Genomic DNA, 23136 nt, shown 5'->3' with positions numbered 1-23136 from the left:
CCCCCCCCCCAACCCCCCCAACCCTGGGTCCACAAATTAACCACAAAAACCCCGGGCCCCCCCCCGGGGCGGCCGGCGATTTCCTGCCTATTGCGGAGTCATCGATGTCCAGCCCGGAAAATCCGATCCTGTCGGTCAGTCGCGTGGAGGCCGTCTACAACGGCGCCATCGCCGCCCTGCACGGTGTCGACCTGTCGGTCGGCAAAGGCGAGATCGTCGCACTGCTCGGCTCCAACGGCGCCGGCAAGACGACGCTGCTACGCGCCGTATCCAATCTCCTCCCGGCCGAGCGCGGCACTGTTACCGCTGGTCGGATCACTTTCGACGGCGAGGATGTCTCCAGGGCAAGCCCCTCTCACCTCGTCCGCAAGGGTCTGGTCCAGGTCCTCGAGGGCCGACACTGCTTCCGCTCGCTGACGGTCGAGGAGAACCTTCTGACCGGCGCGCTCGGGCGTTCGTCCTCCCGCACCGGCGTCAAGGCCGACCTCGACCGCGTCTATGCGCTTTTCCCCAGGCTCACCGAGAAGCGGCGAACCCGGTCCGGCCTCACCTCCGGCGGCGAGCAGCAGATGACGGCGATCGGCCGCGGTCTGATGTCGCGGCCGAAACTCTTCGTGCTGGACGAGCCTTCGATGGGGCTGGCGCCGCTGATCGTCGACGAGATTTTCAGCGCTTTGAAGCGGCTCAATCGGGACGAAGATCTTTCGATCCTTGTCGCCGAGCAGAATTCGGCAGTGGCGCTGAAATATGCCGACCGCGCCACCGTGCTCGAAAACGGAAAGAGCGTGCTGGAAGGGTCGGCCGCCGACCTGCGCCAGCGCGACGACATCAAGACCTACTATCTCGGCGGCACGCCGCTTCCATCGCAACATTTTCCCCAGGAGACCGCAGCATGACCATCCAATCGAAGCAGCCGTCCGATATCCGCAGCGCCGTCCCCCCGGTTGAGCGTCCGTCGGCCAGAGCGCATGTCATCAAGACCGACGCCGAGGCGATCGCTGTGGCGGAAAAACTGGCCGCAGACTTCGCCAAGGACGCCTCCAGGCGGGACCGCGAGCGCATCTGGCCGAAGGAAGAGCTCGATGCGTTTTCGCAGAGCGGCCTGTGGTCGATCAACGTGCCGAAGGCCTATGGCGGACCGGAACTCTCCTATGTGACGCTGTCGAAGGTGATCACAATCATCTCGGCGGCCGATCCGTCGCTCGGCCAGATTCCGCAGAACCATCTCGGCGTCGTCGCCGCCATCCGCACCGTCTCTGATGAGGCCCAGAAGCAGTTGCTCTTCGCCGAAGTTCTGTCCGGCACGCGGTTCGGCAACGCGTTCTCGGAATTCGGCTCCAAGCGGGCGGCCGACTTCGAGACCAAATTCGTCGACGCTGGCGACCACGTCGTGGTCAATGGCCAGAAATTCTATTCCAGCGGCGCGCTGCTCGCCCATCTGGTGCCGATCGTGGCGCTCGATGACGAGGGCCGGGCCTGGTATGCCATCGCCGATCGCGGCGCGCCCGGACTGACGGTCATCGACGACTGGTCGAGCTTCGGCCAGAAGACGACGCTGTCCGGCACAGTCCTGCTGGACAATGTGAAAGTGCCGAAGACGCATCTCGTCCCCGGCTACAAGGGCTATGACCGGCCGACCGCCGACGGCGCCATCTTCCAGATCATCCAGGCTGCTGTCGATCTCGGCATCGCCAACGCGGCGATCGACGAAACCGTCAGCTTCGTGCGCACCAAGTCGCGCGCGTGGATCGACAGCGGCGTCGATCATGCCTGGCAGGATCCCTACACGATCCAGGCCGTCGGTGACCTTCGCCTGCGGGCCAATGCGGCGCAGGCCGTTCTGGACAAGGCCGGCCTTGCGGTCGACCGCGCCGTGGCCGATCCGAACGATAGGACCGTCGCGAAAGCGCAGATCGCGGTTGCCGAATCCAAGATCCTCACCACCGAGATCGCCATCAACGCCACCAACAAACTGTTCGAACTCGCCGGCACGCGATCCACACTGGCCGAGCACAATCTCGACCGGCACTGGCGCAACGCCCGAACCCACACGCTGCACGATCCGGTGCGCTGGAAATACGCGATCCTCGGCAACTATTACCTGAACGACGTCAATCCGCCGCTACACGCCTGGAGCTGAGCGAGAACGCCGTAAAGTCATAGAGGACTGTTCATGAGCACTGCCATCCCCGACAGGATCAAGGTCCTGTGGTTTCTTCCGACCCATGGCGACAGCCGCTATCTCGGCACCTCCGAGGGGGGCAGGGCGGTCGACCTGCCCTATCTGACCCAGGTCGCCAAGGCCGCCGACGCCATCGGCTATTACGGCGCGCTGCTGCCGACCGGCCGAAGTTGCGAGGACAGCTGGGTCGTGGCGTCGGCGCTGGCGCCGTTGACGCAGCGGCTCCGCTTCCTCGTTGCCGTCCGTCCCGGGCTGCAGTCGCCGACGCTCGCGGCGCGGATGACCTCGACGCTCGACCGCATTTCGGGCGGGCGCCTGCTCATCAACGTCGTCACCGGCGGCGACCCGGTCGAGAACAAGGGCGACGGCATCTTCCTCAGCCATGACGAGCGCTATGAGGTGACGCGGGAATTCCTCGATATCTACAAGGCCGTGCTCAGCGGCGAGACCATTGCCTTCGAAGGCAAGCACTTCCGCATCGAGGACGGAAGGCTGCTGTTCCCGCCTGTGCAGACGCCGCATCCGCCGCTCTATTTCGGTGGTTCGTCGGAGGCGGCGAATGCAGTCGCCGCCGAGCAGATCGACAAATATCTGACCTGGGGCGAACCACCGGTCGATGTCGCCGCAAAGGTCGACCATGTGCGCGGCCTTGCCGAGAAGGCGGGACGCGCGGTGAGCTTTGGCATCCGATTGCATGTCATCGTCCGTGAAACCAATGACGAAGCCTGGGCCGATGCCGATCGGCTGATCAGCCGTCTGGACGACAAGACGATCGCCGAGGCGCAGAAGGTGTTCGCGCGCATGGACTCGGTTGGCCAGTCGCGCATGAGCCGGCTGCATGGCGGCCGCCGCGACAAGCTGGAAATCAGCCCGAACCTGTGGGCTGGTGTCGGCCTGGTGCGCGGCGGTGCGGGCACCGCACTGGTCGGCGATGCGGCTACGGTGGCGGCACGGATCGATGAATACCGGCGCATAGGCATCGATACATTCATCCTGTCCGGTTACCCGCATCTGGAGGAAGCCTATCGCTTCGGCGAACTTGTGTTGCCGCAGTTGCCACTCGATCACGAGATCTCAACGCGGCCGACGGCCGTCAACATGGGCCCCTTCGGCGAAACCGTGGCCGGCGACCATCGCCCGTCGGCGATGCGCGCGAGCCAGTCTTGAGCGCCAGCGCACCGATCATAGCGATTGTCGGCGGCGGCTTTTCAGGTGCGGCGACTGCGTTTCATCTGGCGCGACTGCTCCCGGCCGGTGCATCCGATATCGTGGTCGTCGAGCCCCGCGAGGGGCTCGGCTATGGTCTGGCTTATTCCACGGCCGATCCGGCACATCGCATCAATGTGCCGGCGTCGAGAATGACGCTGATCTCCGGGCAGGACAGCCACTTTGCCGACTGGCTGGAGCAGACCAGAGCCATTGTAGACGATGCCGAGGCTATTGCCGCCTACGGAGCACTCTACCCGCAGCGTCGCGTTTTCGGGCGCTATGTGGGATCTCATCTCCGGCCCTTCCTTCTCAGCAAAACGATCCGCCATGTCAGGTCCGCCGTCGCATCGGTCGAGCGCACCGGCGAGGGCTACCGTCTGATCCTCGCTGATGGCGGGGCGCTCGCTGCCGACGCCGTGGTGATTGCGACGACGCATCCGCCGCCGGCCTTGCCGATGCCCCTGAAGTCCGTGGCTGGCACAGCCGGGCTGGTGGCCAATCCCTATGATCTCGAGAGGCTGGAAGCGATCGGCCGCGACGACCGTGTCCTGGTCGTGGGCACCGGACTGACGTCGGCGGACGTGATTGCAACGCTCGACCGCAAGGGGCATCGTGGCCACATCGTCGCGCTGTCACGCCACGGCTATCGCTCGCGCGGCCAAGCCGCGATGCTGGCCGATTCAATTGGCGATTTCACGACCCTGCCTTCACGCAGCGCAACGGCACTATTCAGGCGCATCCGGGTAACGATCCTTGATGCCAAGCGCCGGGGCGAAGACTGGCATCCGGTGCTCGATGCTGTCCGACGTCAGGGACAAACCATCTGGCAGGCCTTGCCGCTGGCCGAGCAGCGACGTGTGGCACGCCATCTTCGTGCGCTCTGGGACGTGCATCGCTTCCGCCTCGCGCCGCAAGTTGCGGACGTGCTCGATCGATGCGTCGCCGAGGGCAAGCTTGCCTATCGCGCCGCAACGATTGTCGGCGCCGAACAGGTCGACGGACGCATTTGCGTCAGGCAGCGACTGCGTGGCCAACGCAGCCTCGTTGTCGATGCTTTCGACAGTGTGATCGTGACGACCGGACCGGCGCACGCCGATATCTTGCGGACCAACACGGCGATTGCGGCGCTCGCGCGGATGGGATTGGTCCGGCTCGATCCGATTGGTCTTGGTTTGGATACGGACAGCCAAGGCCGTGCGGTCGGCACATCCGGGCGCCCGACCGACAGCATTTTCGTCAGCGGGCCATTGGCGCGAGGCAGCGTCGGCGAACTGATGGGAATTCCCGAAGTCACCGCACATGCCGAGCGCATCGCCGCCGAAATTCACCAATGGTTGGGATACCAAACGGCGTTGCGTCGCAAGGCATCGTGAAGCTGCAAACACGATGAGGCTATCCAGATGACACTGACCGAACGCGTTCCCCTAGTGGAAACCTTAGTGGAAACCCGGGTTCCCCTGAAATTTGCGATGCGACACCTGGCCGGAGCTGTCTCCGTGGTCACCGCAGGTGTTGGCGACGAACGGACGGGCGCAACCGTTACCACCGCCCATTCCCTATCGGTCGAACCAGAGGTGATGGTTGTCAGCATCAATCTGAACTCGTCTACCTGGGCAGCCATCTGCCGGCATCGGCATTTCTGCGTGAATGTGCTGCGTGCCGACCAGATCGCGATTGCCGACCGCTTTGCCGGGCGCGGTGGCCTGAAGGGGTCGGCGCGCTACGAGGGCGCTCGCTGGTCCAGCCTTGCAAGCGGCGCACTGGCACTCGACGAGGCGCTTGCCGCGGTCGACTGCACGGTTGAGGATACTATTATTCGCCACAGCCACGCGCTGATCCTCGGCAGCGTCCGGCATGTGGTGAGCGGAGAGCCCGGCCCGGCGCTGATCTATCATCACGGCGCATACGGATCGTCGTAAACGTATTTCGGTTCCTGGTGCTTGACGGCGCAGTGAAGGTCCAGGCATTCAAATGAAGGCTTGATCTAGAATGCCTTGGAGAGAAAACAGTAAAGGCGAGGCGGGTCTTTTGGCATCCCGCCAGAACCGCAGGCTAGAAGTGATTCCCAGCCATTTTGTCGCCCGTCACGACGTTACAAAACTCATCGTAAGTAATTGATTTTCTTAGGGACACTTAGCGTTCAATCCTCTCTCGCAGCACCAGATTGTTTCGCTGGCGCATCTTCCAAGGCCTCCTTGACCTGCTCGACGATGATTGTGCGCGGTTGGCGAGGTCGCCGAAAAATATGGCGCGCCGCGACCTGCCGAGTGACACGCGCACAGGCTCGTCAAAAGCTGTGATCTTGCACACTCACCTCACGGCGCTCGCATGCGCCATGATGCGTGGGGAATGCATTCTGGTCTGCCCTTGCTGCAGGCGGCTTAACAAAGCTTGCAGCCGGGAACAATCGTTCAACGACTCGCGTTTCTTGCCAAGGCCCGCTTCTTTTGCAACGGGGCGGCGGGCGTTGAAGGCTCGCAAATGTCGCGCCGGCGTTTCAATCGCACTCGCCTCAGCCCTCACGATTTGGCTATTTGTGAACGCGTGTTTGATCAGGTTTGCGCAGATGAGCACATTGACCCTCTAAGCCTGGATGCCGAAGCCTTAGCGGTGATGATTGTCGCAATCTTCCGAAACGTGACTACCAATGAGCGCGAACTGCTGGAGGAAGTTAGGTCTCTTCGTCGCTCAAAAGGGGCAGAGAAGGCGCACTAGCTTGGCGGGCGTTCCGAGGCGAATTGGCCTAGTCCCGCTTTGGCACAGCCGTTTGGCATCTGAATTGCCCATTGAGAATCGCCAGAGTGTAGCCACCGAGCTTGCGAAGGGGACGGAAATGGGCTTAGCCGAAGACTTATCGGATGTCGCGCTCACATTCGAATGTCCGGATTGCTTGCATCCGGCGGTAAGAAAGGGCTCTGCACTAAGAACAATCGCGCACTTCAGATGCGACGGGTGCAACGCCAAGGTGCGGATGACCTATCCGCAGAAGCTCGCGATCTTCGAAAAGCACAGGCTATTGGCCGCAGGCGACCGCCGCCAGCGAGGTCAGGAACACTACGGTGCCCGCAACATCGATCGGGTCGCCGATGCGGCCGAAGTGGCTTCGCGACCTCTGCCGCGTGCGGCGACGCGTGCTTAAGCCTTCCTCATCCGCGCGACCTTTACGCATGTTGACCATGACAATGCGGTCAATCGGAATAATTCGGGCGAAGGGCTCGTTAGTTCTTTAGGCGGTGCTAAAATACGGAAAAGTGTCCGAATGCCATTTCATGAAGCCCGCCAGACAGGCTGCGGCTCGCTCTGGCCTAACCTCGAAGGGAACCAGGGATGAAAATTTCGACTTCTCTGACAAGACGAAGTGTTGTCGCCGCGCTGGCGCTGGCCGCCGCATCGACGTCGGTATTGCCTGCCGACAAGGCGCTCGCGCAGACGAAGAAAACCACATCCGAGAAAAGTCTGTATGAGCGGCTGGGCGGCGTGTTTGCCATCGCAGCGGTGATCGATCACTTCAGCGACGCCGTCGTGAGGAACCCGATCGTCGGCCAAAAGTCCAAGAATCCGCAGCTGCGCAAATGGCACACCAAGAACCTTGAAAGGTTGCCCGGCCTCAAGTTCATGCGCACGCTGTGGGTCTGCGACGTTTCTGGCGGGCCCTTCAAGTTCGTCGCCACCAAGCCCGGCACGACGCCGCTCGGCCTCGAGGAGGCGCATCGCGACCTGCGGATTTCCCCCGCGGAATTCGATGAGGTCGCAGCCGAACTCGGGCGGACCTTGGATCATTTCAAGATTCCGAAGCCTGAGAAAACCGAAGTCCTGGAAGCTTTCGCCGCCCACAAGGACGAGGTCACCGCCGGCTACGTCAAGCGGGGCTGAAGCGCTTATATCGCGCGGGCATTCGTTCTGAGCATGGCGCGCGTCGCCGTGAGGCGCGGCCGCAGCTCAGCGCGCAATTTTCCGATGGTTCCTACTCCGAACCTGCCCGAGCTGTCTCCACTCTGAGCGACCCTACCGGCAACGGCCGCAGGAGTTCAGCCTCGGACCTCGTGAGATGGATCCAGGCCGCCCAGTCCGATGGCCGCAGCACAACCACTTGCCGGTTGTGATATGGCGCCACGTCCGGCCCTGGCTCGCTCGTCAGCATCGTGAACGTCGGCGGCTTGTTGCCGACACCCTCGCGCCACAGCCCGGCAATCGCCATGAACGAATGGCCATTCAGCGTGAACCTGTGCTTGGTTTTTGGATATTTCGTTCCCGTGAATTCGAAGAATGCCGACGCCGGAACGAGACAGCGCTTGCTGTTGCTGAACTGCCGGCCCTCCGAGCGAAAGTTGAATACAGGTCCGCCTTTTGGCCCGGCCGGGGGAAAGCCGAATGTCATCGACGCCAGTTCGATTGCGTCGCCGGCGGCGCGCATTACAGGTGCGGGGTCGTTGATGTGGATGTCATCCGCCTGCGGCAGATCCAGTTCGGTTTGATGGCTGGGGATTTTGAGCGCCAGCGATTCCATCGTCCGGCAGTATTCGGCCCAGGCGATGTGCTGCTCGTAGTCATTGCACATGGAAAGGCTCCGTACGCTCGACCGAGATCAGTTCAATATAGCGTTTATCGGTTGGCGCCGATTGCTGGCGGATTTGATATAAGCCTATTTGGGCCGGCGTGCGGCAGCGATGGCCTGCAACAGATTGATGCTGTTCACGTCGGGTTCGCTGGATGCGGCAACGGCAAGTGCGGCGGCCTCGGCTATTTTGGCGACGTCGTCGCTGCTGATCGTTCCGCGCTTTTCCAGCAGATTTACGAGTTCGACAACGAGAAGAAAGGCGTTCACACCATATCGTTCGGCTCTGAGCTCGAACTCGCCTCGAGCCAATTTCTCCGCGTCTCCTTCAGCCCGTTTGTCCACGTTGGCGTCCTCTCCTATGGCTACAAGCTATTAACGCTTAGCACGAATGGTTTAATCCTTCGAACTGGCCACAACCTTCGCCAATTGCCGGGCATAGTGTCGCCGGTGGCAAGGGCATGGGTTCAGCCAAGGATGAGACCAACCAACAGAACGGTAAGAATAAAGGACAACACGACGGCAAGTAGCCCGCATGCTTCCAAAGTGTTGGTTTGCCAAGCTTTCGTCGGGCGCCTCCGGTTTGAATTGCCGTTTCGCGAAACAACTTCATCGGGCACCAGATCGGACGCGGAGCCGGCTTGAACTTGGCAAAGCGCTCCTCTTCATCGGCCCGGAAGGCATCTCCGCGAAACTCCGGAGCACCGTATGCGCGGCGCCGGCCTGCCTTTCATCGACGCGGGCCATCACCAGTACGACACCTTCTGCGATCTTCGGCTTGCGCGGCTTCTGGGCAGAATTGGCGAAAGTTCCGAGAAGCACGCCGGCAAAGCCGCCCCACGCCGCACCGACCAGGGCCATGCCGGTCATCCCCGCGGGATCAACGTCTTGAACTCCAAAAGCGCTGAAGCCGGCCAATAGACCAGCCGTGGCGCCAAGTGCGGCACCAGCAATCGCACCCCGCCAGAGAGCGCTCATCTCATCGTCGTAATATCCAGCAACGCTGATCGGTTCATCATTGTCGTTGTAAGATCCGACCACGCTGATCTGGCGGCGGCGAATCCCGGCAGCCTGAAGTCTGGCCACGGCACGTGCTGCCTGGGCATGGGAATTAAACAGTCTGCTGATTGTTTGCATTACGCCCAGGCCCGACGCCTGTTCGGAGCGTCGGGCCTCTCCTCCCTGGCTTTGAACTCTTCCGCCCGGACGCATCTTCGTCGCGCCAAAGCTCACCACAACGTGAACCAGCCGGCTACGTTCCTCAGCGGGGGCTTCGGTCCAATCCTGGAGTATCCTGCTTGGGACCTAAGTCTGACCAGCTTGGGCGCGCTGAGGCCATGCCGAGCGGGGACGGTCGCCGGCTCGAAGAGAGGGTTCAGATGCTATCGCAGACCCAAAAAGCTCAAAATGGCGATTACGATCACGATCGCGCCGACCAGCCAGATAATGTTGTTCATCATTGCACTCCTTCGCCTCCGGGCGGGGCGCACGCCGGGGCGAAGCCCGCCACGCAAGTAGAATATTAGATACGGCTAAAGGTTCCTCGCGGGGGCCTCACTGTCGAAAGAGCCCACCGCACCAGTCGGCACGGCGGGCGACGCAAAGTTTCACCCCGGTGGGGGCAGAAGACGGAGTTGCGTCCAGGCTCAGCTGATGCTCCTGGACCAGTTATCAACCTGGCGCTCTGCCTCTTCCTTGGCGATGCCATATCGCTCCTGGATACGCCCCAAGAGCTGGTCCCGGTTGCCCTCGATCCGATCAAGATCATCGTCGGTGAGGTCACCCCACTGCTCTTTCGCCTTGCCTTTGAACTGCGTCCATTTTCCCTTGATTTGATCCCAGTTCATATGTTCCTCCTTGCTTCCTAGGCCCGCACTGAAGCGGAGCGCGGACCGATCAGCATTCGATCTCGGTAATGCATGAAGATTAGCAGCCGCTAAAGGTTCCGGTGCCGGCGCAAAAAGCCCGCCGTGCCCGTGCCTGACTGCGAGCTGATGTTGATGATGTCCGGAGCTTGATGCTCTTTCGCGGCACTATCTTATGCCGTTGAAGGCGCTGACCTTCTTGCCGGTTGGCCTTGGCTGGCAAGCCTCGAAAGGCTACCCGGCAGCATTGTTCTGTCCTTGCCGATCATCAGCACGCCGCTGTCGGGCGCCAACAGTGCCGAGAACGGCAGCATCGCCGCGCCGATCGGCGAGGCCTCGGGGCCGAATTGTCCCGAGACGATTTCCGGCGCCACGATGCCGATGGCGCTGATCCTGTTGAACTGGGTCTGCACCTTTGCCAGCAGCTCGAGATGGATCGGCCGCGGCAGGATGCTGTCGAGGACGATCGCCTCGATGTCGATGACGGAGGTGATGGCGATGATCGCCTCGACCAGCGCATTGGCGCAATCGTCGATCCATTCGGACAGCGGTTCGCGCGCCCCTGGCGGCAAGGGGTCGAGTTCGCGCACGCGGTTGATCTCGATGCCGCGCGATTTGAGATGATTGACCAGCACATAGATCGAAGCGCGATGCAGCAGGCTCTGGTAGCGCGCCGGCTTGGCCGCCACCGAATCGAGGCTTGAAGGCGAGACCGGCAAAGGACCGAGCGCGGCGCTGTTGCCGTGCGGCCCGGTGTGGACCTTGCCGCCTTGCACCAGTCCGCCGCCGACAAAGGTGTCGATCGAGATATGCATGAAGTCCCGGAACCGCGCGCCGGTCCCCTGGATGAGCTCGGCGAGTGCGGCCGATGACGCGTCGTTTTCCACGAAGACCGGGGTCTTCGGCTTTGTGGCAAAAAATGTCGTCAGATCGATTGCTTCCCAGCGGCTGCCGAGATCGTCGGGAAAGCCGAGTTCCTCGCTCCAGCCGCCGAGGAAATATGGCGAGGCGATGCCGACGCCGACGATGCTGGCATCGCCAAGCCCCTCGACCAGCTTGTCGAAATTGGCCAGGGACATGTTGCCGGCCTTGAGCACCATGTCGGGATCCGGAAAGCGATATTCGTGCGACTCGCGCGAGCGGACCTCGCCGGCAAAGTCGACGAGCACGGCTTCCAGCGCGCGCCGGCCGATCTTGATGCCGACGCTGTAGATACGCTCAGGTGCAAGTCGGTAGAGAGTGGACGGCGATCCGCGTTGCCCGAACCTTTTTCCCACTTGCTTTACGAATCCGGAAGATTCCAGCCCGTCGACAATGGTGGCGACCGCGGCCGGCGTCAGATTTGCGGCGCGCGCCAGATCGGACTTGGATGCCTCCTTCAGGCGGCGAATGGCATCAAGCACGAAGCGCTCGTTATAATGCCGAACCTTGACCGAATTGCTGCCTTTTCCGGACAAAACCGGCGCCTCCCCATTCATTCCCGCAGAGCCATTCCATCCGCTTGCAGCTTTGAGGCTGCCGCGGGGTCGAGCACTCCAATCGCACCCGTGCGCGACGCGACAGTGCCCTTCGCGGCCATGGAAGTCAATTTTCCAGTTGCGGCATTCGGCCATTTAATATAGCAAATTGAAAAAACAGGACCAGGGAGGAAAGGTGCTGCACTTGGGCGCATTAGGCGAAGCCGACGCCATGGTGAAGAGCGACGCGGCTGTCCCCGTTGCCCTGGTTCAGGCGACAAAAGCCTTCGGCGGCACAATCGCCCTCAAGGACGCGTCCTTCGAATTGCGCTCAGGCGAGGTGCTGGCTCTGCTTGGCGAAAACGGCGCCGGCAAGAGCACTTGCGTAAAGCTGCTGGCCGGCGTGTATCTCCCGACCGGCGGCCATGTCGAAGTCGATGGCAAGCCTGTGGTCTTCCATTCGCCGCACGACGCCCAGGCTGCCGGCATCTCGGTCATGCACCAGCACCCCGGTCTTTTCCCTGATCTTTCGGTGGCGGAAAACATCTATCTCGGCCATATGCCGCGCGACCGCTTCGGCGGCATCGACAGCGCCGCCATGCTTGCCGGCGCGCGCAGGGTGCTGGCGACAGTCGGCCTCGACGTGCCGGCCGAAACCCGGCTCGGAACGTTGCGCACCTCCGAACAGCAACTGGTTGAGATCGCCCGCGCCCTGTCGCTCGACGCGCGGGTGCTGATCATGGACGAGCCGACGGCCGCCCTGTCGCAGCGCGAGGTCGAGCGGCTGTTCACCGTCGTCGCCGACCTGCGGCTGCACGGCGTCGCGATGATGTTCGTCGGCCACCGCATGGACGAGATCTTCCGCATCGCCGACCGCATCGCGGTGCTGCGCGACGGGCGTCTCATTGGCATCAAGCCGAAGGCCGAGCTTGGCCGCGCCGCTGCCATCGGCATGATGGTCGGCCGTGAGGTCACCGACCTCTATCCGCAACGAAGCCACGCCACCGGCGCACTGGTGCTGGAGGCGAGGGGGCTTTCGCACGCCGGTGGCTTTTCCAATATCGACCTCAAGCTCCATGCCGGCGAGGTGCTCGGGCTCGGCGGCCTGGTCGGCAGCGGGCGGACCGAGATCGCGCGCGTGCTGTTCGGAATCGACCAGCCCGATGCCGGCGAAATCCTGATCGACGGCGAAGCAGTGCGCTTCGCCTCGGCACGCGACGCCATGGATGCGCGTATCGCCTATGTCTCTGAAGACCGCATGGGCCAGAGCCTGGTGATGGATTTTTCCATCCTCGACAACGCTGTGCTGCCCGTCCTCGACAAGGCAGCCCGCTCCGGCTTCTACGGCACGAACCGCGCGATCAATCTGGTCTCGGACTGGCTGAAGCGCATGAAGCTTCGCTTTTCCGGCTACGCGCAGCCGGTAAAGGAACTGTCCGGCGGCAACCAGCAGAAGGTGGTGTTGGCCAAATGGCTGCGCACCGAGCCGCGCGTCCTCATCCTCGACGAGCCGACGCAAGGCATCGATGTCGGCACCAAGGCGGACGTGCATGCGATGATCGCCGACCTTGCCGCCCAGGGCATGGCAATCATCCTGATCTCCTCCGAAATGCCCGAGCTCATCGGCATGTGCGACCGCATCATCGTCCTGCGCGAAGGCCATCGGACGGCCGAATTTGCCAGGGGCGAAGCCACTCAGGAAAAGGTGCTGGAAGCAGCGACCAAGGCCGGCGAAAGCGCCGATGCGGCACAGGCCACCGGCGAGGAGAAGAGAAAAGGACCGCTCGACATACTGAAGCGGCGGGAGTTCGGTCTGCTCGCCGCGATGCTGGCGGTCGCCATCCCGGTCACCATCATCAACCCGCGCATGGTGAGCGCTGCAAACCTGACCGCCGTGTCGATGGATGCCGCCCTGCTCGTCGTTGCGGCACTCGCGCAGATGCTGGTGCTGATCACCCGCAACATCGACCTTTCGATCGCTGCGGTGATCGGCCTGTCGGCTTACATGGCGGCCAGCATGGTCCAGGCCTATCCAGGGCTCGACATCGGCATTGGCCTGATAACCGCATGCGCCGTCGGTGGCGTCGCCGGCCTGATCAACGGCCTCGTCGTCACCAGGGGAAAGATCCCGGCGATCGTCGTCACGCTGGCCTCGATGTCGATCTTCCGCGGCTTCAACTCGATCTGGGCAGCCGGTGACCAGATCAGCGCCGACGAAGTAACGCAAGCCTGGCTCGACATGACCGGCCTGAAGATCACCGGCGTGCCGCTGATCGTCGTCATCGCGATCGTTATCCTGTGCCTGGGCTACGTGCTGCTCTATCGTACAGCCATCGGGCGCGAACTGTTCGCCGCCGGCTCCAATCCCGACGGCGCGCGTCTTATCGGCATCCCCGTCGACCGCCGCATTCTGTTGGCCTTTGGCATGGCCGGCCTGCTCGGCGGCCTGTGCGGCGCGCTGTGGGCATCGCGCTATGCGACCATCGATGCACGCGTCGCGCTCGGCTTCGAACTCACCGTGATCGCGTCGGCGGTGGTCGGCGGCGTCGCCATCCGCGGTGGTTCGGGCACGCTGCTCGGTATCATCCTCGGCGCGCTCACGCTGCTCGTCATCAAGAACGGGCTGACGCTGGTGCGCGTCGACCCGCTGTGGCTGCAGGGCGTCTACGGCCTCGTGATCCTGGTCGCCATCGGCATCGACACCTTCATCGTGCGGCGGGCCGAGCAGGCAAGACAGGCGAGGGCGCGGTGAAAAAGTTCCTCCGTTCGATCGACTTCTGGGATCTGCTGCTGGCGACCTCTTGCGTGGCCATCTTCCTCTACGCGGCGATCTTCGTGCCGAATTTCGTTTCCGGCTTCAATCTCTCGCAACTGGCCGCCAGCGCCTCGGAAAAGGCATTGCTGATCCTGCCGATGGCGCTGCTCATCATCACCCGCGAGATCGACCTGTCGATCGCCTCGGTGCTGGCGCTGACGTCCGTCGTCTTTGGCTTGCTGGTCCAGGCCGGTGTGCCGACACTTGCCGCAATCCCGCTGACGCTCGTCATCGGCGGCCTGCTCGGCGCCTTCAACGGCTATCTGGTCTCGGGCCTTGGACTGCAGTCGTTGGTTGTGACGCTCGGCACCATGGCGCTCTATCGAGGCATTGGCTACATCCTGCTCGGCACCGGCTCGGTCAACATCCTGCCGCCCGCGGTCGTCGATTTCGGCATCAACAACCTGCCTGGCACCGAGATACCGTGGACCATCGTGCCCTTCCTGGTGCTGGCGCCGGTGTTTGCGGTCGTGCTGCAGAAGACGCCGACCGGCAAGCGCATCTACGCGCTCGGCGGCAGCCCCGAAGTGGCGCGCTATTCCGGCATAAACACGCGCCGGATGGTGCTGAACCTGTTCGTCGTCTCGGGCGTCGTCGCGGCGATAGCCGGCATCGTCTACACCGCGCGCCTTTCCAACGCCCGCGCCAACAATGCGCTCGGCATGGAGCTCGACGTCATCACCATCGTGCTGCTCGGCGGCGTCAGCGTCTTTGGCGGCAAGGGCCGCCTGACCGGCGTCATGCTGGCACTGGTCCTGATCGCCATCATCCGCAACGTGCTGGCGCTGAACCAGATCGGTGGCGACGCGCAGGGCATGATCATCGGCCTGCTTTTGATCGGCTCGCTGCTGGTCGGCAATTACTGGCGCTCCACACAGGAGATGCTCAGCAGATCCCGCGCAATGCGCGAGACAAAGGGGTGATCTCGGGCCCCTTCCTTCAAGCCCGAATTTTGACGGAGGAGTCACAATGAAAGCGTTTAGATTAGCCCTGCTCGCATCCGCGGTTCTGCTTGCGCCAAGCTCGCTGGCCTTCAGCCAGGAGTGCGCCAAGGAACCCGTAACGGTCGGTTTCCTGCCCAAGCTCGACACGGATCCCTACTTCAAAGTGGCCTTCGGAGGCGCACAAGAGGCAGCCAAGGAAATTGGCGGCACCGCTACCCAGGTCGCCCCATCGCAGGCGACCGCCGAGGCGCAGATCGAATTCATCAACAGCCTTGTCTCGCAGAAGGTCGGGGTCATCGCAATTGCCGGTAACGACGCCAATGCCGTCGCGCCTGCGTTGAAGCGCGCCGTTCAGCAGGGCGTCAGGGTGATTTCGTATGACTCCGATGTGGCCGCCGATGCGCGTGCGGTGTTCGTCAATCAGGTGAAGGGCGACAGCCTCGCCGAGATGATGCTCGAAAGTGCATTCGCCCTCAGCAGCGGTGAAGGCGAATTCGCGATCCTGTCGTCGACGCCGACGGCGACCAACCAGAATGCCTGGATCGACTTCATGAAGGCGAAAATGGCGGCCGAGCCGAAGTTCTCCAAAATGAAGCTGGTGCAGGTGGCCTATGGCGAAGAAAGCGAACAGATCAACCAGCAGCAGGCATTGGCGCTGGTGCAGGCGTTTCCCGATCTCAAGGTGATCATCGTCCCGGCAGGCATCGGCCTTCCGGCGGCCGCGCGTGCACTCGAGGAAGCGGGCATGATCGGCAAGGTCAAGCTGACCGGCCTCGCGCCGGCCACTCTGATCTCGAAATACATCAAGGACGAAGCGGCTCAGGATATCTGGTGGAACGTCACCGATCTTGGCTATCTTACTTATCAGACGGCCCAGGCGTTTGCGCAATGCAAGATCACCGGCAAGGAGGGTGAGAAGTTCACGGCAGGCAGGCTCGGCGAATACACGATTGGCGCCGGCGGCGAACTGATCCTTGGTCCGGCCAAGATCGTGACTCCCGAAAATCTGGCCGAGTTCAAATTCTGATCCTATAGAGCTTGAGTTCTAGGGGGCGCCGGTCCATCCGGCGCCCTTCCCAAAAACCTCTCGAATGAAACAGTGCGGGGCGGCAATGAAGATATTGCTTGCAGGCGAAACCTTTGCAGCGACGACGTCGATCGCCATCGGTAGCGACGTGCTTACAAGTGCGGCCTCGACAAATGGCGCGACGGCCTTCAATGCCGCGCTGGCCACTGAAGGCATCGCGGTCACGCAGATCGGCGGCGAGCGTTGCAGCGCGGAGTTTCCCTATGACCTCGATGGGCTCGCTCAATATCGGGCGGTGGTGATCTCCGACGTCGGCGCCCTGACATTGCTGGTGACGCCGGATGCCCGCGCCGGGCGTGTCGGCGTCAACCGCCTCGATGTGTTCAAGGCCTATGTCGAAGGTGGCGGCGGGCTGATGCTGGCCGGCGGTTATATGGGCTTTCAGGGCATGTTCGGGACGGCACGTTTCCACGACACCCCGGTCGAGGACGTTCTGCCGGTCCGTTGCCTACCCTACTGCGACGGCATGGAGGTGCCGCAAGGCCTGCAGGCCTCCATCCTGCAGTCGTCGCATCCGATTTTTTCCGGGGTGGAGGGGCCTTTGCCGCCGATTCTCGGCATGAACAAGCTGGAATTCAGGCGCGACGGTTCGTCCCGGCTTCTGGCGACCTGCCACCATCGCGGCACCGACTGGCCGCTCCTTGCCGTCGGTAGCCATGGCCGCGGCCGCACGATTGCCTGGGCAACCGATATCGGCCCGCATTGGCTCTCGCAGGATTTCCTCGCATGGCCGTTCTACGGAAGACTGATGGCGAATATCGTCCGTTGGCTTGCCGGCAATGAATGAGGAAGCCGGACACTAGGTTTGACCCAGTGCGGTTGTCCTGGCGCGGCCGATGCCGCGCGAGGCGCCGGTGACCAGCACCACCTTGTCGGCCAGGTCGAATTTCGGCGTGAACTCATTTGCCATGCAATTCCACCTTGTTCTTCAAATCGGACCGGCTGCCATGTCGAACCGAATAGGCTCGCGTGAATTCGGCGCCCAGCAGAAATATCTCCGCTGAATAATAGACCCATAACAGCACGACGAGCAGGGCGCCGGCCGCGCCGTATGATGATGAGATGGCGCTGGTTCCGATATACCAGCCAATCAGCGACTTGCCGATGGTGAACAGAAACCCGGTGACCGCGGCGCCGATGCCGACATCGCGCCATTGCAGGCTGCGGTCCGGCAGCACCTTGTAGATTGCGGCAAACAGCAGTGTGATCAGGGCAAACGAGACGATCCCGTTGATGGCGCTCAGGATGACGGTGCCGAACGGCAGGTCGGCGTTGATGACCTCTCCGAGCGCCGAAATTGCAGCGCTTACGACCAGCGACACCAGCAGCAGGAAACCAAGCGCGGCGACCAGGCCCAGGCTTGCAATGCGTGCCCGCACCATTCGTGAAATCGTTGCCCCGCTCGGTTTGACTTTCCAGATTTCGTTCAGCGCCAGCTGCATTTCGCCGAACACGCCGGATGCGGCGACGAACAGCGTGACCAGCCCCAGAATGCTGGCAAGGGTTCCCGCTTCCTTCTGCGAGGCGTTCTCGATCGTCGCCTGCAGCAGCTCGGCACTTTGCGGCCCCATCAGGCCAGCGATCTGTGCCGAAAGGGCGAGTTGCGCCGCCTCGTGCCCGAAGGCCATGCCGGCAATTGCGACAACGATGAGCAGGATCGGCGCAAGCGAGGTCGTGGCATAAAACGCTATCGCCGCCCCATGGCTCAGCGCATTGTCGTCGATGAAGCCGATGACGCTCTGCTTGAGGAGCCTCCAGCCCTCTGCTGCCAAATTCCACATGTAGGCCTCGCATGCCTGTCAACAAACAAGTAGCGGCCGCGCAGCGCTGGGCGAGGGGCGGGGGCTCGGCCGGAACAAAGCCGGCAACGGCACGCTGTACAAGGCGATCGCCTATAAAGGCGGCGTGCAGCGAACATCCTGCGAAAGGTGGCCGCTCGACTGGCCGGGGACGTGCTCACGATGCAATCAGGGGAACTGTGACAGTTGTCTGATAATTTATCGGATATCGGTTGAAATACGGGAACTCGATCACGAACGCATATTGGGCGGTCAGATGTGCCATGCGAAAGCCGCCGCTGGGGGCGTCGATTGCTATTGTTACATCGACGTCTTTCAATCCCAAATCCAGTAATTTTTCCGTGGCAATGGCTTGGATCTGGGCCTGCGTCAGCGAGTTCTTCATTTGAAGCGCACGTGACGACGTTTCCAGCGTGTACCGAACACTCGACATAGCATTCAGAGCCCAGCCGAATGCAAAGATGCCGATCAAAAGCATTATCAGAAAAGGCGCGATCAGCGCGAACTCTAATGCAGCTCCGCCTGATGCATCCCCCGTGAAAGCTCTCGACTTAGCGGACACGAATCACCTGTTGATGACTGAGTTCGCGCGAGAGGGAAAACGCGCCAAAACTGAAGGGCGGTGACCAGGTGGCTGTCGCCTGTATTACGAGGAAGACCGAGGGGGCTTTCAAAGTGTCGCACAGGACCGATGGATCGGCCACGATGTTCCCGCACATGTATTTCCGACTCACTGCCACCTGCGCGCCATCAGGATGGTTTTCCCAGCTCGAAAGAGCGACAGCTTGGATGGTCGTATCCTCGACTGCTCCTTGCATCACGAGGTTCGCCGCGGTTTTGACGCCTGCACGCATCGACAATGCGCTCGAGACAAAAGACCAGCCGTCGATGATGCCAAGAAGTACCAGGCAAAGGGCGGGCAGAACCAGCGCAAACTCTACCGCGGCAACACCCGAATCACTCCGGAACATCCGGACTTGTAGCCGATCCACGAAAACTACTCGACAAGCTGAACGGTTTGCGTGGCCGGAATGTCTCGCATTCCAAGGCTCGTGCAATCCTGAATGATGTTTGCGTTGCCGGACCATTGCACGGTACTTGCGACGACCTGCGTGCAACCACCTTTGCCCGAGAAATTGCCGAGATAATTGACGCCCTGTGTTGGAAAATACAGAGCGCCGGTCAATAGCGAATCCGCCGTGCCATTAAACGTGTTGGATCCCCCCAGGTTGGCTCTGTCGCCATAGAACAGCACACCTGAATAGGTGCCCGACGTCGGTGCGCTGAGCTTGACGGTCGCCGTGCCGTTCATGCTAACGCCGGAGGTATCGGCCAGATAAATGACGACACCCTCGCCGGAAATATTTGCATTCGAGCTCGCTTTGAAATCGCCTCCCTCAATGACGTATATCCCGGGCGAGAGGGTTACATTGCCGCTCAAGCTGAGCCCCTTGCAGTATGTTCCAGGTTGCAAGGTTGACTGATTGCCGTTTTGACAAGGGTTCGTGGCCGGCGGCGCCGGCAGGTCGGCAAAAGGATCAGCAGCGGGCAGCGCCTGAGTTATCAGGCTGGCGCAAACGGTCTTCACGACGTTGCTCAACGAAACACCGCCTGCCGATATCAGGCAATCGACATCAAGGCTTGCCGATCCCTGAAGTTTGATGGCGTCCGGAGCTATCGAATTCGACATGACGGAGCAGCCTGTCAGTTTTGTGGTCGAACTGCCGGAAAAGAGCGCCGCTTTCGAAGCGGAAGGATCGACCGTCAAAATGCAGGCTTTTGAAGCATCCGTAATAAGAGCCACCGCCCTTGCTTGTGCGCCAACTGCGTTTTGCGTGAATATCGACGTAAAGAACCGATCGAGGTTCTGATGAACGACCACCTCAACCGCCTTTTTTCCGACATTTGGACCGGCTGACGGAGGCGAGAAGACCTCTATTGTACCTGCTGACGGTCCCCAGCCGTTCGTGGTCGCTGACGCTGTCGCTGCGGAGACAATCTTTGGCGTGTCGGATCCCGAAACCTTTTCCAAAGCGCCAGCATAGGCCGCCGCATCCGCCACCGCTTGTAGCTTCAGGCTGCTGTAATACCAATAGGAAGTCTCGATACCGAGGCCCGCACCGCCGACGACAATCGGCAAAGACAGAGCAAAAATAGTAGCAACGTTGCCGCTCTCGCCGATCGGTCGCATAGCGCGGAAAAAACACTTAAAAATGCGGGCACGCCAGTCCATTTCCCTATTAAAGCAGGATTGCATAAAAGAATGACTAAGAATTTCCGTACATTTCTTGGCTGCGATCCATCCGGGCTTAACGGCCTGTTGCGCCGCTTCAATGCGGGCCTTTGGCGCCACAGGACCCTCGTTAGTCCTTCGGCCGGGTGCATGTCTTCATAGGAACAATTCTGGTTTCCGGGGTCATGCGCAAGAAAAGACCGCCGCGGCCGGTTTCGATTGGCAATGGGTTGCCGTTCCCTGCTATTCCCGCTTCATTATGCATGTCGCCCAAAAGTGTGCCGCGGTTTTGGGACAACGACATGCATAAAAACAAAGACTTAAAGCAGTGGACGTTCCAGTATGACCAATGTCGCCTTGACCGGGCTTGCCCGCGATCTTGCCAAGCGCGCTGCGGAAGGCCGCCCGGTGCGCATCGGCGTTATCGGTTCGGGCGAGATGGGCACCGACCTGGTGACGCAAGGCATGCTGATGCCGGGCATTTCGGTTTGCGCGATCTCGACGCGCCGCCCGCATACGGCGCGTGACGCCATCCGCATTGCTTATGGCGATCAGGCGATGGCAGCCGAAGCGGACAGCGCTTCGAAGGTCAGCCAGGCCATCGAAAGCGGCAAGATCGCCGTCACCTCGAACGAAATGCTGGTCACCAATCCGCTTATCGATGTCGTCATCGATGCCACCGGCAAGCCCGGCGTCGCCGCCGATTTCGACCTGATGGCGATGCAGCACGGCAAGCACCTGGTGATGATGAATGTCGAGGCCGACGTCACCATCGGCTGCTATCTGAAGCAGCAGGCGGACCGGCTCGGCGTCGTCTATTCGGTCGGCGCCGGCGACGAGCCGTCGAGCTGCATGGAGCTGATCGAGTTCGCCTCGGCGCTCGGCTACACCATCGTCTCCGCCGGCAAGGGCAAGAACAACCCGCTCAACCACGACGCCGTTCCCGACGACTACCGCGAGGAGGCGCTGCGCCGCAACATGAATCCGCGCATGCTGGTCGAGTTCGTCGACGGCTCGAAAACCATGGTCGAGATGTGCGCCATTGCCAACGCCACCGGGCTGGTGCCCGACGTTCCCGGCATGCACGGCCCCAAGGCCGATCGCGACGAGCTGGTCAAGGTGCTGGTCCCGCGCGAGCAGGGCGGCATCCTGTCGAAGAAGGGCGTCGTCGACTACACCGTCGGCAAGGGCGTGGCGCCCGGCGTCTTCGTCATCGTCGAGGCGACGCATCCGCGCATCATCGAGCGCATGGACGATCTGCATATCGGCCACGGCCCCTATTACAGCTTCTTCAGGCCCTACCATCTGACCTCGCTGGAAGTGCCGCTGACGGCGGCTCGCATCGCGCTTTACGGCAAGCCCGACATGGTGCCGCTGCCGCGGCCGGTGGCCGAGGTCTGCGCCGTGGCCAAGCGCGATCTGGCGGCAGGCGAGGTTTTCGATGCGATCGGCGAGACCTGCTACCGCTCCTGGACCATGACCGTCGAACAGGCCCGCGCCCATCGCGCCGTGCCGGTCGGTCTGCTCGAAGGCGGCAAGGTGCTGAAACCGGTGAGGAAAGGCGAATTGCTCACCGCCGACAATGCCGCGCCCGACCCGACGACCAGGCTGTTCGCCTTGCGCCGGCTGCAGGACGAGATGCTGTATGGGAATCTTGGTGATGGCTGAGGTCCGTGAATCCGAGTTGAAGCGGGAAAATGGACGCCTTTCTCTGGCAGAGCGGCTCGCGGCCATTGTCGATGATCTCAAAGCCAAAGCCGGCAAAGACGGGCGGCCCGTGAACAAGGACGAGATCGACGACTTGTGGGGACATCGCTGATATCTGTCGACATTCTAGGCTATCGCGATTTTGATGTCGGCAGGACAGTGGAGGGCGCGAAGGAACGCCGCGTAACGGCTTTCTACCGGTAGCTAATGCCGAAAGGAACGGTCGACCGTCACCGCCGACCGGCTCCCCCAGAAGCCCTACCTCCCCAGCTCGATAGACCGCAGCCGCGCCGCTTCCACCGCCTCGGTGAGCAGGCGCGTCAGCCGGTCCTCGCCCATCAGTACTGCAAGGGCCGCAGCCGTGGTGCCGTTGGGGCTGGTCACCTGCTGTCTGAGCACGCCCGGCTCCTCGCCGCTTTCGGCGGCCAGCGAGGCGGCGCCGTAGACCGTCTGCATTGCCAAGAGCTTGGCAGTCCCAGTCGGCAGGCCGGCTTTCTCGGCGGCCACGGTCAGCGCTTCGATGAAATGGAAGATATAGGCCGGCCCCGACCCGGAAACCGCCGTCACCGCGTCCATCAGGCCCTCGTCGTCAATATCGGCCACTTGCCCGCTCGCCGAGAGCAGGTCGGCGACGAAACGTTTGGTCTCGTCGGAAACCAGCCTGTTGGAAAACACCACCATCATGCCCTTGCCGATCGCCGCCGGCGTGTTGGGCATGCAGCGCACGATCGGCGCGCGGTCGCCGAGAATACCTTCAAACGCGGCCACCGGCGTTCCGGCGGCGATGCTGAGGAAGGTGGTCCGGCCATCGTTGAAGCGGATGTAGCCAGCCGTCACGTCGCGGATCACCTGGGGCTTGACCGCAAGGACGACGACGGCCGGCACGGCGTCCGCCGGGATGGCGCCAGCATCCGCGCCGGCAGCGCAGCCCAGTGCTTCGGCACGCTTGCGCAACTCGGCATTGGGCTCGACCACGAACACCGCAGCCGGAGCGAGCTTGCCGGCTTTCAGCCAGCCCGAGAGCATGGCGTAGCCCATATTGCCGCAACCGGCGAGAACAAGCCTGATCGTCATCGAAAGCCTCCCATAGAGATGGCTTCCCCATAGACGTTCGCGGCAGGACGGGGAAGCCCTGTTGGGACCGTGATCGGGCGGAAACCCCGACCTTGCGGTTGGGATGCGCATGTAGTCGCGCAGTCGCGCGGCGACCAAATTAACCTTTTATTTCCTATGCCTGTTTAGCATCGCTTAAGCAGTGGCGGTCGCTACGCCCCAGCCCGAGG

The 23136-nt window shown here is 62.0% G+C and carries 24 protein-coding genes; 14 read left to right on the top strand and 10 right to left on the bottom strand.

All coding sequences use genetic code 11. From position 1 onward, the window contains the following. Window positions 1-104 precede the first annotated feature (104 nt). The 8 genes from NKH67_RS25535 to NKH67_RS25500 all read left to right on the top strand — a co-directional run bounded on the left by NKH67_RS25535 (window position 105) and on the right by NKH67_RS25500 (window position 7264). Window positions 105-896 carry an ABC transporter ATP-binding protein gene (locus NKH67_RS25535; RefSeq protein ID WP_352475067.1) on the top strand — a complete coding sequence of 264 codons (792 nt, stop codon included), beginning with the start codon at window positions 105-107 and terminating at the stop codon, window positions 894-896. After that, window positions 893-2140, top strand: a complete 1248-nt coding sequence (locus tag NKH67_RS25530) for an SfnB family sulfur acquisition oxidoreductase (protein WP_352475068.1) — start codon at window positions 893-895, stop codon at window positions 2138-2140. Before NKH67_RS25535 ends, NKH67_RS25530 begins: the two co-directional genes overlap by 4 nt. Before the next feature lie 33 nt (window positions 2141-2173). Continuing rightward, window positions 2174-3349 (top strand): FMNH2-dependent alkanesulfonate monooxygenase, encoded by a 1176-nt coding sequence (ssuD, locus tag NKH67_RS25525; RefSeq protein ID WP_352475069.1) that lies wholly within the window; start codon window positions 2174-2176, stop codon window positions 3347-3349. Further along, complete coding sequence (locus NKH67_RS25520; protein WP_352475070.1) at window positions 3346-4764, top strand: FAD/NAD(P)-binding protein; 1419 nt, start codon at window positions 3346-3348, stop codon at window positions 4762-4764. Before ssuD ends, NKH67_RS25520 begins: the two co-directional genes overlap by 4 nt. A 27-nt stretch (window positions 4765-4791) precedes the next feature. Continuing rightward, window positions 4792-5310: a flavin reductase family protein gene (locus tag NKH67_RS25515; RefSeq protein WP_352475072.1), complete on the top strand. Its 519-nt coding sequence runs from the start codon at window positions 4792-4794 to the stop codon at window positions 5308-5310. Between the two features lie 472 nt (window positions 5311-5782). Beyond that, the gene (locus NKH67_RS25510) at window positions 5783-6106 is read left to right on the top strand and encodes a hypothetical protein (protein WP_352475073.1); all 324 of its coding nucleotides are present in this window, start codon (window positions 5783-5785) and stop codon (window positions 6104-6106) included. Between the two features lie 118 nt (window positions 6107-6224). Next, window positions 6225-6530 (top strand): hypothetical protein, encoded by a 306-nt coding sequence (locus NKH67_RS25505; protein WP_352475074.1) that lies wholly within the window; start codon window positions 6225-6227, stop codon window positions 6528-6530. Window positions 6531-6718: 188 nt separating this feature from the next. Next, complete coding sequence (locus NKH67_RS25500) at window positions 6719-7264, top strand: group I truncated hemoglobin (RefSeq protein ID WP_352475075.1); 546 nt, start codon at window positions 6719-6721, stop codon at window positions 7262-7264. A 91-nt stretch (window positions 7265-7355) separates the two neighbouring features. Here NKH67_RS25500 and NKH67_RS25495 read toward each other — a convergent pair whose 3' ends face one another. From NKH67_RS25495 to NKH67_RS25475, 5 genes are all read right to left on the bottom strand, one after another. Then, window positions 7356-7949, bottom strand: coding sequence for an SOS response-associated peptidase (locus tag NKH67_RS25495; RefSeq protein ID WP_352475076.1), 594 nt, complete (start codon window positions 7947-7949; stop codon window positions 7356-7358). Window positions 7950-8033: 84 nt separating this feature from the next. Continuing rightward, entirely contained in the window at window positions 8034-8291 is a 258-nt protein-coding gene (locus NKH67_RS25490; RefSeq protein WP_031211977.1) for a hypothetical protein, read from the bottom strand. A 264-nt stretch (window positions 8292-8555) separates the two neighbouring features. Then, window positions 8556-9179, bottom strand: a complete 624-nt coding sequence (locus tag NKH67_RS25485) for a hypothetical protein (protein WP_353032001.1) — start codon at window positions 9177-9179, stop codon at window positions 8556-8558. Window positions 9180-9592: 413 nt separating this feature from the next. Continuing rightward, window positions 9593-9793, bottom strand: coding sequence for a CsbD family protein (locus NKH67_RS25480; RefSeq protein ID WP_023719429.1), 201 nt, complete (start codon window positions 9791-9793; stop codon window positions 9593-9595). Window positions 9794-9984: 191 nt separating this feature from the next. After that, window positions 9985-11268, bottom strand: a complete 1284-nt coding sequence (locus tag NKH67_RS25475) for an ROK family transcriptional regulator (RefSeq protein ID WP_352453632.1) — start codon at window positions 11266-11268, stop codon at window positions 9985-9987. Window positions 11269-11464: 196 nt separating this feature from the next. On the opposite strand from NKH67_RS25475, the gene NKH67_RS25470 reads away from it, so the two are divergent. From NKH67_RS25470 to NKH67_RS25455, 4 genes are all read left to right on the top strand, one after another. After that, window positions 11465-14020, top strand: coding sequence for an ATP-binding cassette domain-containing protein (locus NKH67_RS25470; RefSeq protein WP_352472731.1), 2556 nt, complete (start codon window positions 11465-11467; stop codon window positions 14018-14020). Continuing rightward, window positions 14017-15006 (top strand): ABC transporter permease, encoded by a 990-nt coding sequence (locus NKH67_RS25465; RefSeq protein ID WP_352457057.1) that lies wholly within the window; start codon window positions 14017-14019, stop codon window positions 15004-15006. Before NKH67_RS25470 ends, NKH67_RS25465 begins: the two co-directional genes overlap by 4 nt. A gap of 46 nt (window positions 15007-15052) precedes the next feature. Then, entirely contained in the window at window positions 15053-16054 is a 1002-nt protein-coding gene (locus NKH67_RS25460) for a rhamnose ABC transporter substrate-binding protein (RefSeq protein ID WP_352472730.1), read from the top strand. Window positions 16055-16139: 85 nt separating this feature from the next. Then, entirely contained in the window at window positions 16140-16901 is a 762-nt protein-coding gene (locus tag NKH67_RS25455; protein WP_353031998.1) for a glutamine amidotransferase, read from the top strand. Between the two features lie 112 nt (window positions 16902-17013). Here NKH67_RS25455 and NKH67_RS25450 read toward each other — a convergent pair whose 3' ends face one another. The 4 genes from NKH67_RS25450 to NKH67_RS25435 form a co-directional block, all read right to left on the bottom strand. Continuing rightward, window positions 17014-17895 (bottom strand): YihY/virulence factor BrkB family protein, encoded by an 882-nt coding sequence (locus tag NKH67_RS25450; RefSeq protein ID WP_352472728.1) that lies wholly within the window; start codon window positions 17893-17895, stop codon window positions 17014-17016. Between the two features lie 175 nt (window positions 17896-18070). Further along, complete coding sequence (locus tag NKH67_RS25445; protein ID WP_023677423.1) at window positions 18071-18475, bottom strand: TadE/TadG family type IV pilus assembly protein; 405 nt, start codon at window positions 18473-18475, stop codon at window positions 18071-18073. Beyond that, a complete protein-coding gene (locus tag NKH67_RS25440; protein WP_023677424.1) occupies window positions 18465-18884 on the bottom strand; it encodes a TadE/TadG family type IV pilus assembly protein in 420 nt (139 codons plus the stop codon). Before NKH67_RS25440 ends, NKH67_RS25445 begins: the two co-directional genes overlap by 11 nt. Window positions 18885-18910: 26 nt before the next feature. Further along, complete coding sequence (locus NKH67_RS25435) at window positions 18911-20266, bottom strand: pilus assembly protein TadG-related protein (protein ID WP_352472727.1); 1356 nt, start codon at window positions 20264-20266, stop codon at window positions 18911-18913. Window positions 20267-20488: 222 nt separating this feature from the next. On the opposite strand from NKH67_RS25435, the gene NKH67_RS25430 reads away from it, so the two are divergent. Together NKH67_RS25430 and NKH67_RS25425 are read left to right on the top strand one after the other, a co-directional pair. After that, window positions 20489-21814 carry an NAD(P)H-dependent oxidoreductase gene (locus NKH67_RS25430; RefSeq protein ID WP_352472726.1) on the top strand — a complete coding sequence of 442 codons (1326 nt, stop codon included), beginning with the start codon at window positions 20489-20491 and terminating at the stop codon, window positions 21812-21814. Continuing rightward, window positions 21807-21965: a hypothetical protein gene (locus NKH67_RS25425; protein ID WP_352472725.1), complete on the top strand. Its 159-nt coding sequence runs from the start codon at window positions 21807-21809 to the stop codon at window positions 21963-21965. The genes NKH67_RS25430 and NKH67_RS25425 overlap by 8 nt, the downstream gene beginning before the upstream one ends. A gap of 146 nt (window positions 21966-22111) precedes the next feature. Here NKH67_RS25425 and proC read toward each other — a convergent pair whose 3' ends face one another. Next, a complete protein-coding gene (gene proC / locus NKH67_RS25420) occupies window positions 22112-22927 on the bottom strand; it encodes a pyrroline-5-carboxylate reductase (protein WP_352472724.1) in 816 nt (271 codons plus the stop codon). Window positions 22928-23136 lie beyond the last annotated feature (209 nt).

This window comes from Mesorhizobium sp. M0968, from assembly GCF_040319065.1.
GTDB lineage: Bacteria > Pseudomonadota > Alphaproteobacteria > Rhizobiales > Rhizobiaceae > Mesorhizobium.
Note: the sequence above shows the minus strand (reverse complement) of the source record. Positions and strands in the feature narration are given on the sequence as shown.

Coding starts and splice junctions, on each gene's coding strand:
- NKH67_RS25535 (WP_352475067.1), top strand. CDS start 105: ATGTCCAGCCCGGAAAATCCGATCCTGTCGGTCAGTCGCGTGGAGGCC.
- NKH67_RS25530 (WP_352475068.1), top strand. CDS start 893: ATGACCATCCAATCGAAGCAGCCGTCCGATATCCGCAGCGCCGTCCCC.
- ssuD (WP_352475069.1), top strand. CDS start 2,174: ATGAGCACTGCCATCCCCGACAGGATCAAGGTCCTGTGGTTTCTTCCG.
- NKH67_RS25515 (WP_352475072.1), top strand. CDS start 4,792: ATGACACTGACCGAACGCGTTCCCCTAGTGGAAACCTTAGTGGAAACC.
- NKH67_RS25505 (WP_352475074.1), top strand. CDS start 6,225: ATGGGCTTAGCCGAAGACTTATCGGATGTCGCGCTCACATTCGAATGT.
- NKH67_RS25500 (WP_352475075.1), top strand. CDS start 6,719: ATGAAAATTTCGACTTCTCTGACAAGACGAAGTGTTGTCGCCGCGCTG.
- NKH67_RS25495 (WP_352475076.1), bottom strand. CDS start 7,949: ATGTGCAATGACTACGAGCAGCACATCGCCTGGGCCGAATACTGCCGG.
- NKH67_RS25480 (WP_023719429.1), bottom strand. CDS start 9,793: ATGAACTGGGATCAAATCAAGGGAAAATGGACGCAGTTCAAAGGCAAG.
- NKH67_RS25460 (WP_352472730.1), top strand. CDS start 15,053: ATGAAAGCGTTTAGATTAGCCCTGCTCGCATCCGCGGTTCTGCTTGCG.
- NKH67_RS25455 (WP_353031998.1), top strand. CDS start 16,140: ATGAAGATATTGCTTGCAGGCGAAACCTTTGCAGCGACGACGTCGATC.
- NKH67_RS25450 (WP_352472728.1), bottom strand. CDS start 17,895: ATGTGGAATTTGGCAGCAGAGGGCTGGAGGCTCCTCAAGCAGAGCGTC.
- NKH67_RS25440 (WP_023677424.1), bottom strand. CDS start 18,884: ATGTTCCGGAGTGATTCGGGTGTTGCCGCGGTAGAGTTTGCGCTGGTT.
- NKH67_RS25430 (WP_352472726.1), top strand. CDS start 20,489: ATGACCAATGTCGCCTTGACCGGGCTTGCCCGCGATCTTGCCAAGCGC.
- NKH67_RS25425 (WP_352472725.1), top strand. CDS start 21,807: ATGGCTGAGGTCCGTGAATCCGAGTTGAAGCGGGAAAATGGACGCCTT.
- proC (WP_352472724.1), bottom strand. CDS start 22,927: ATGACGATCAGGCTTGTTCTCGCCGGTTGCGGCAATATGGGCTACGCC.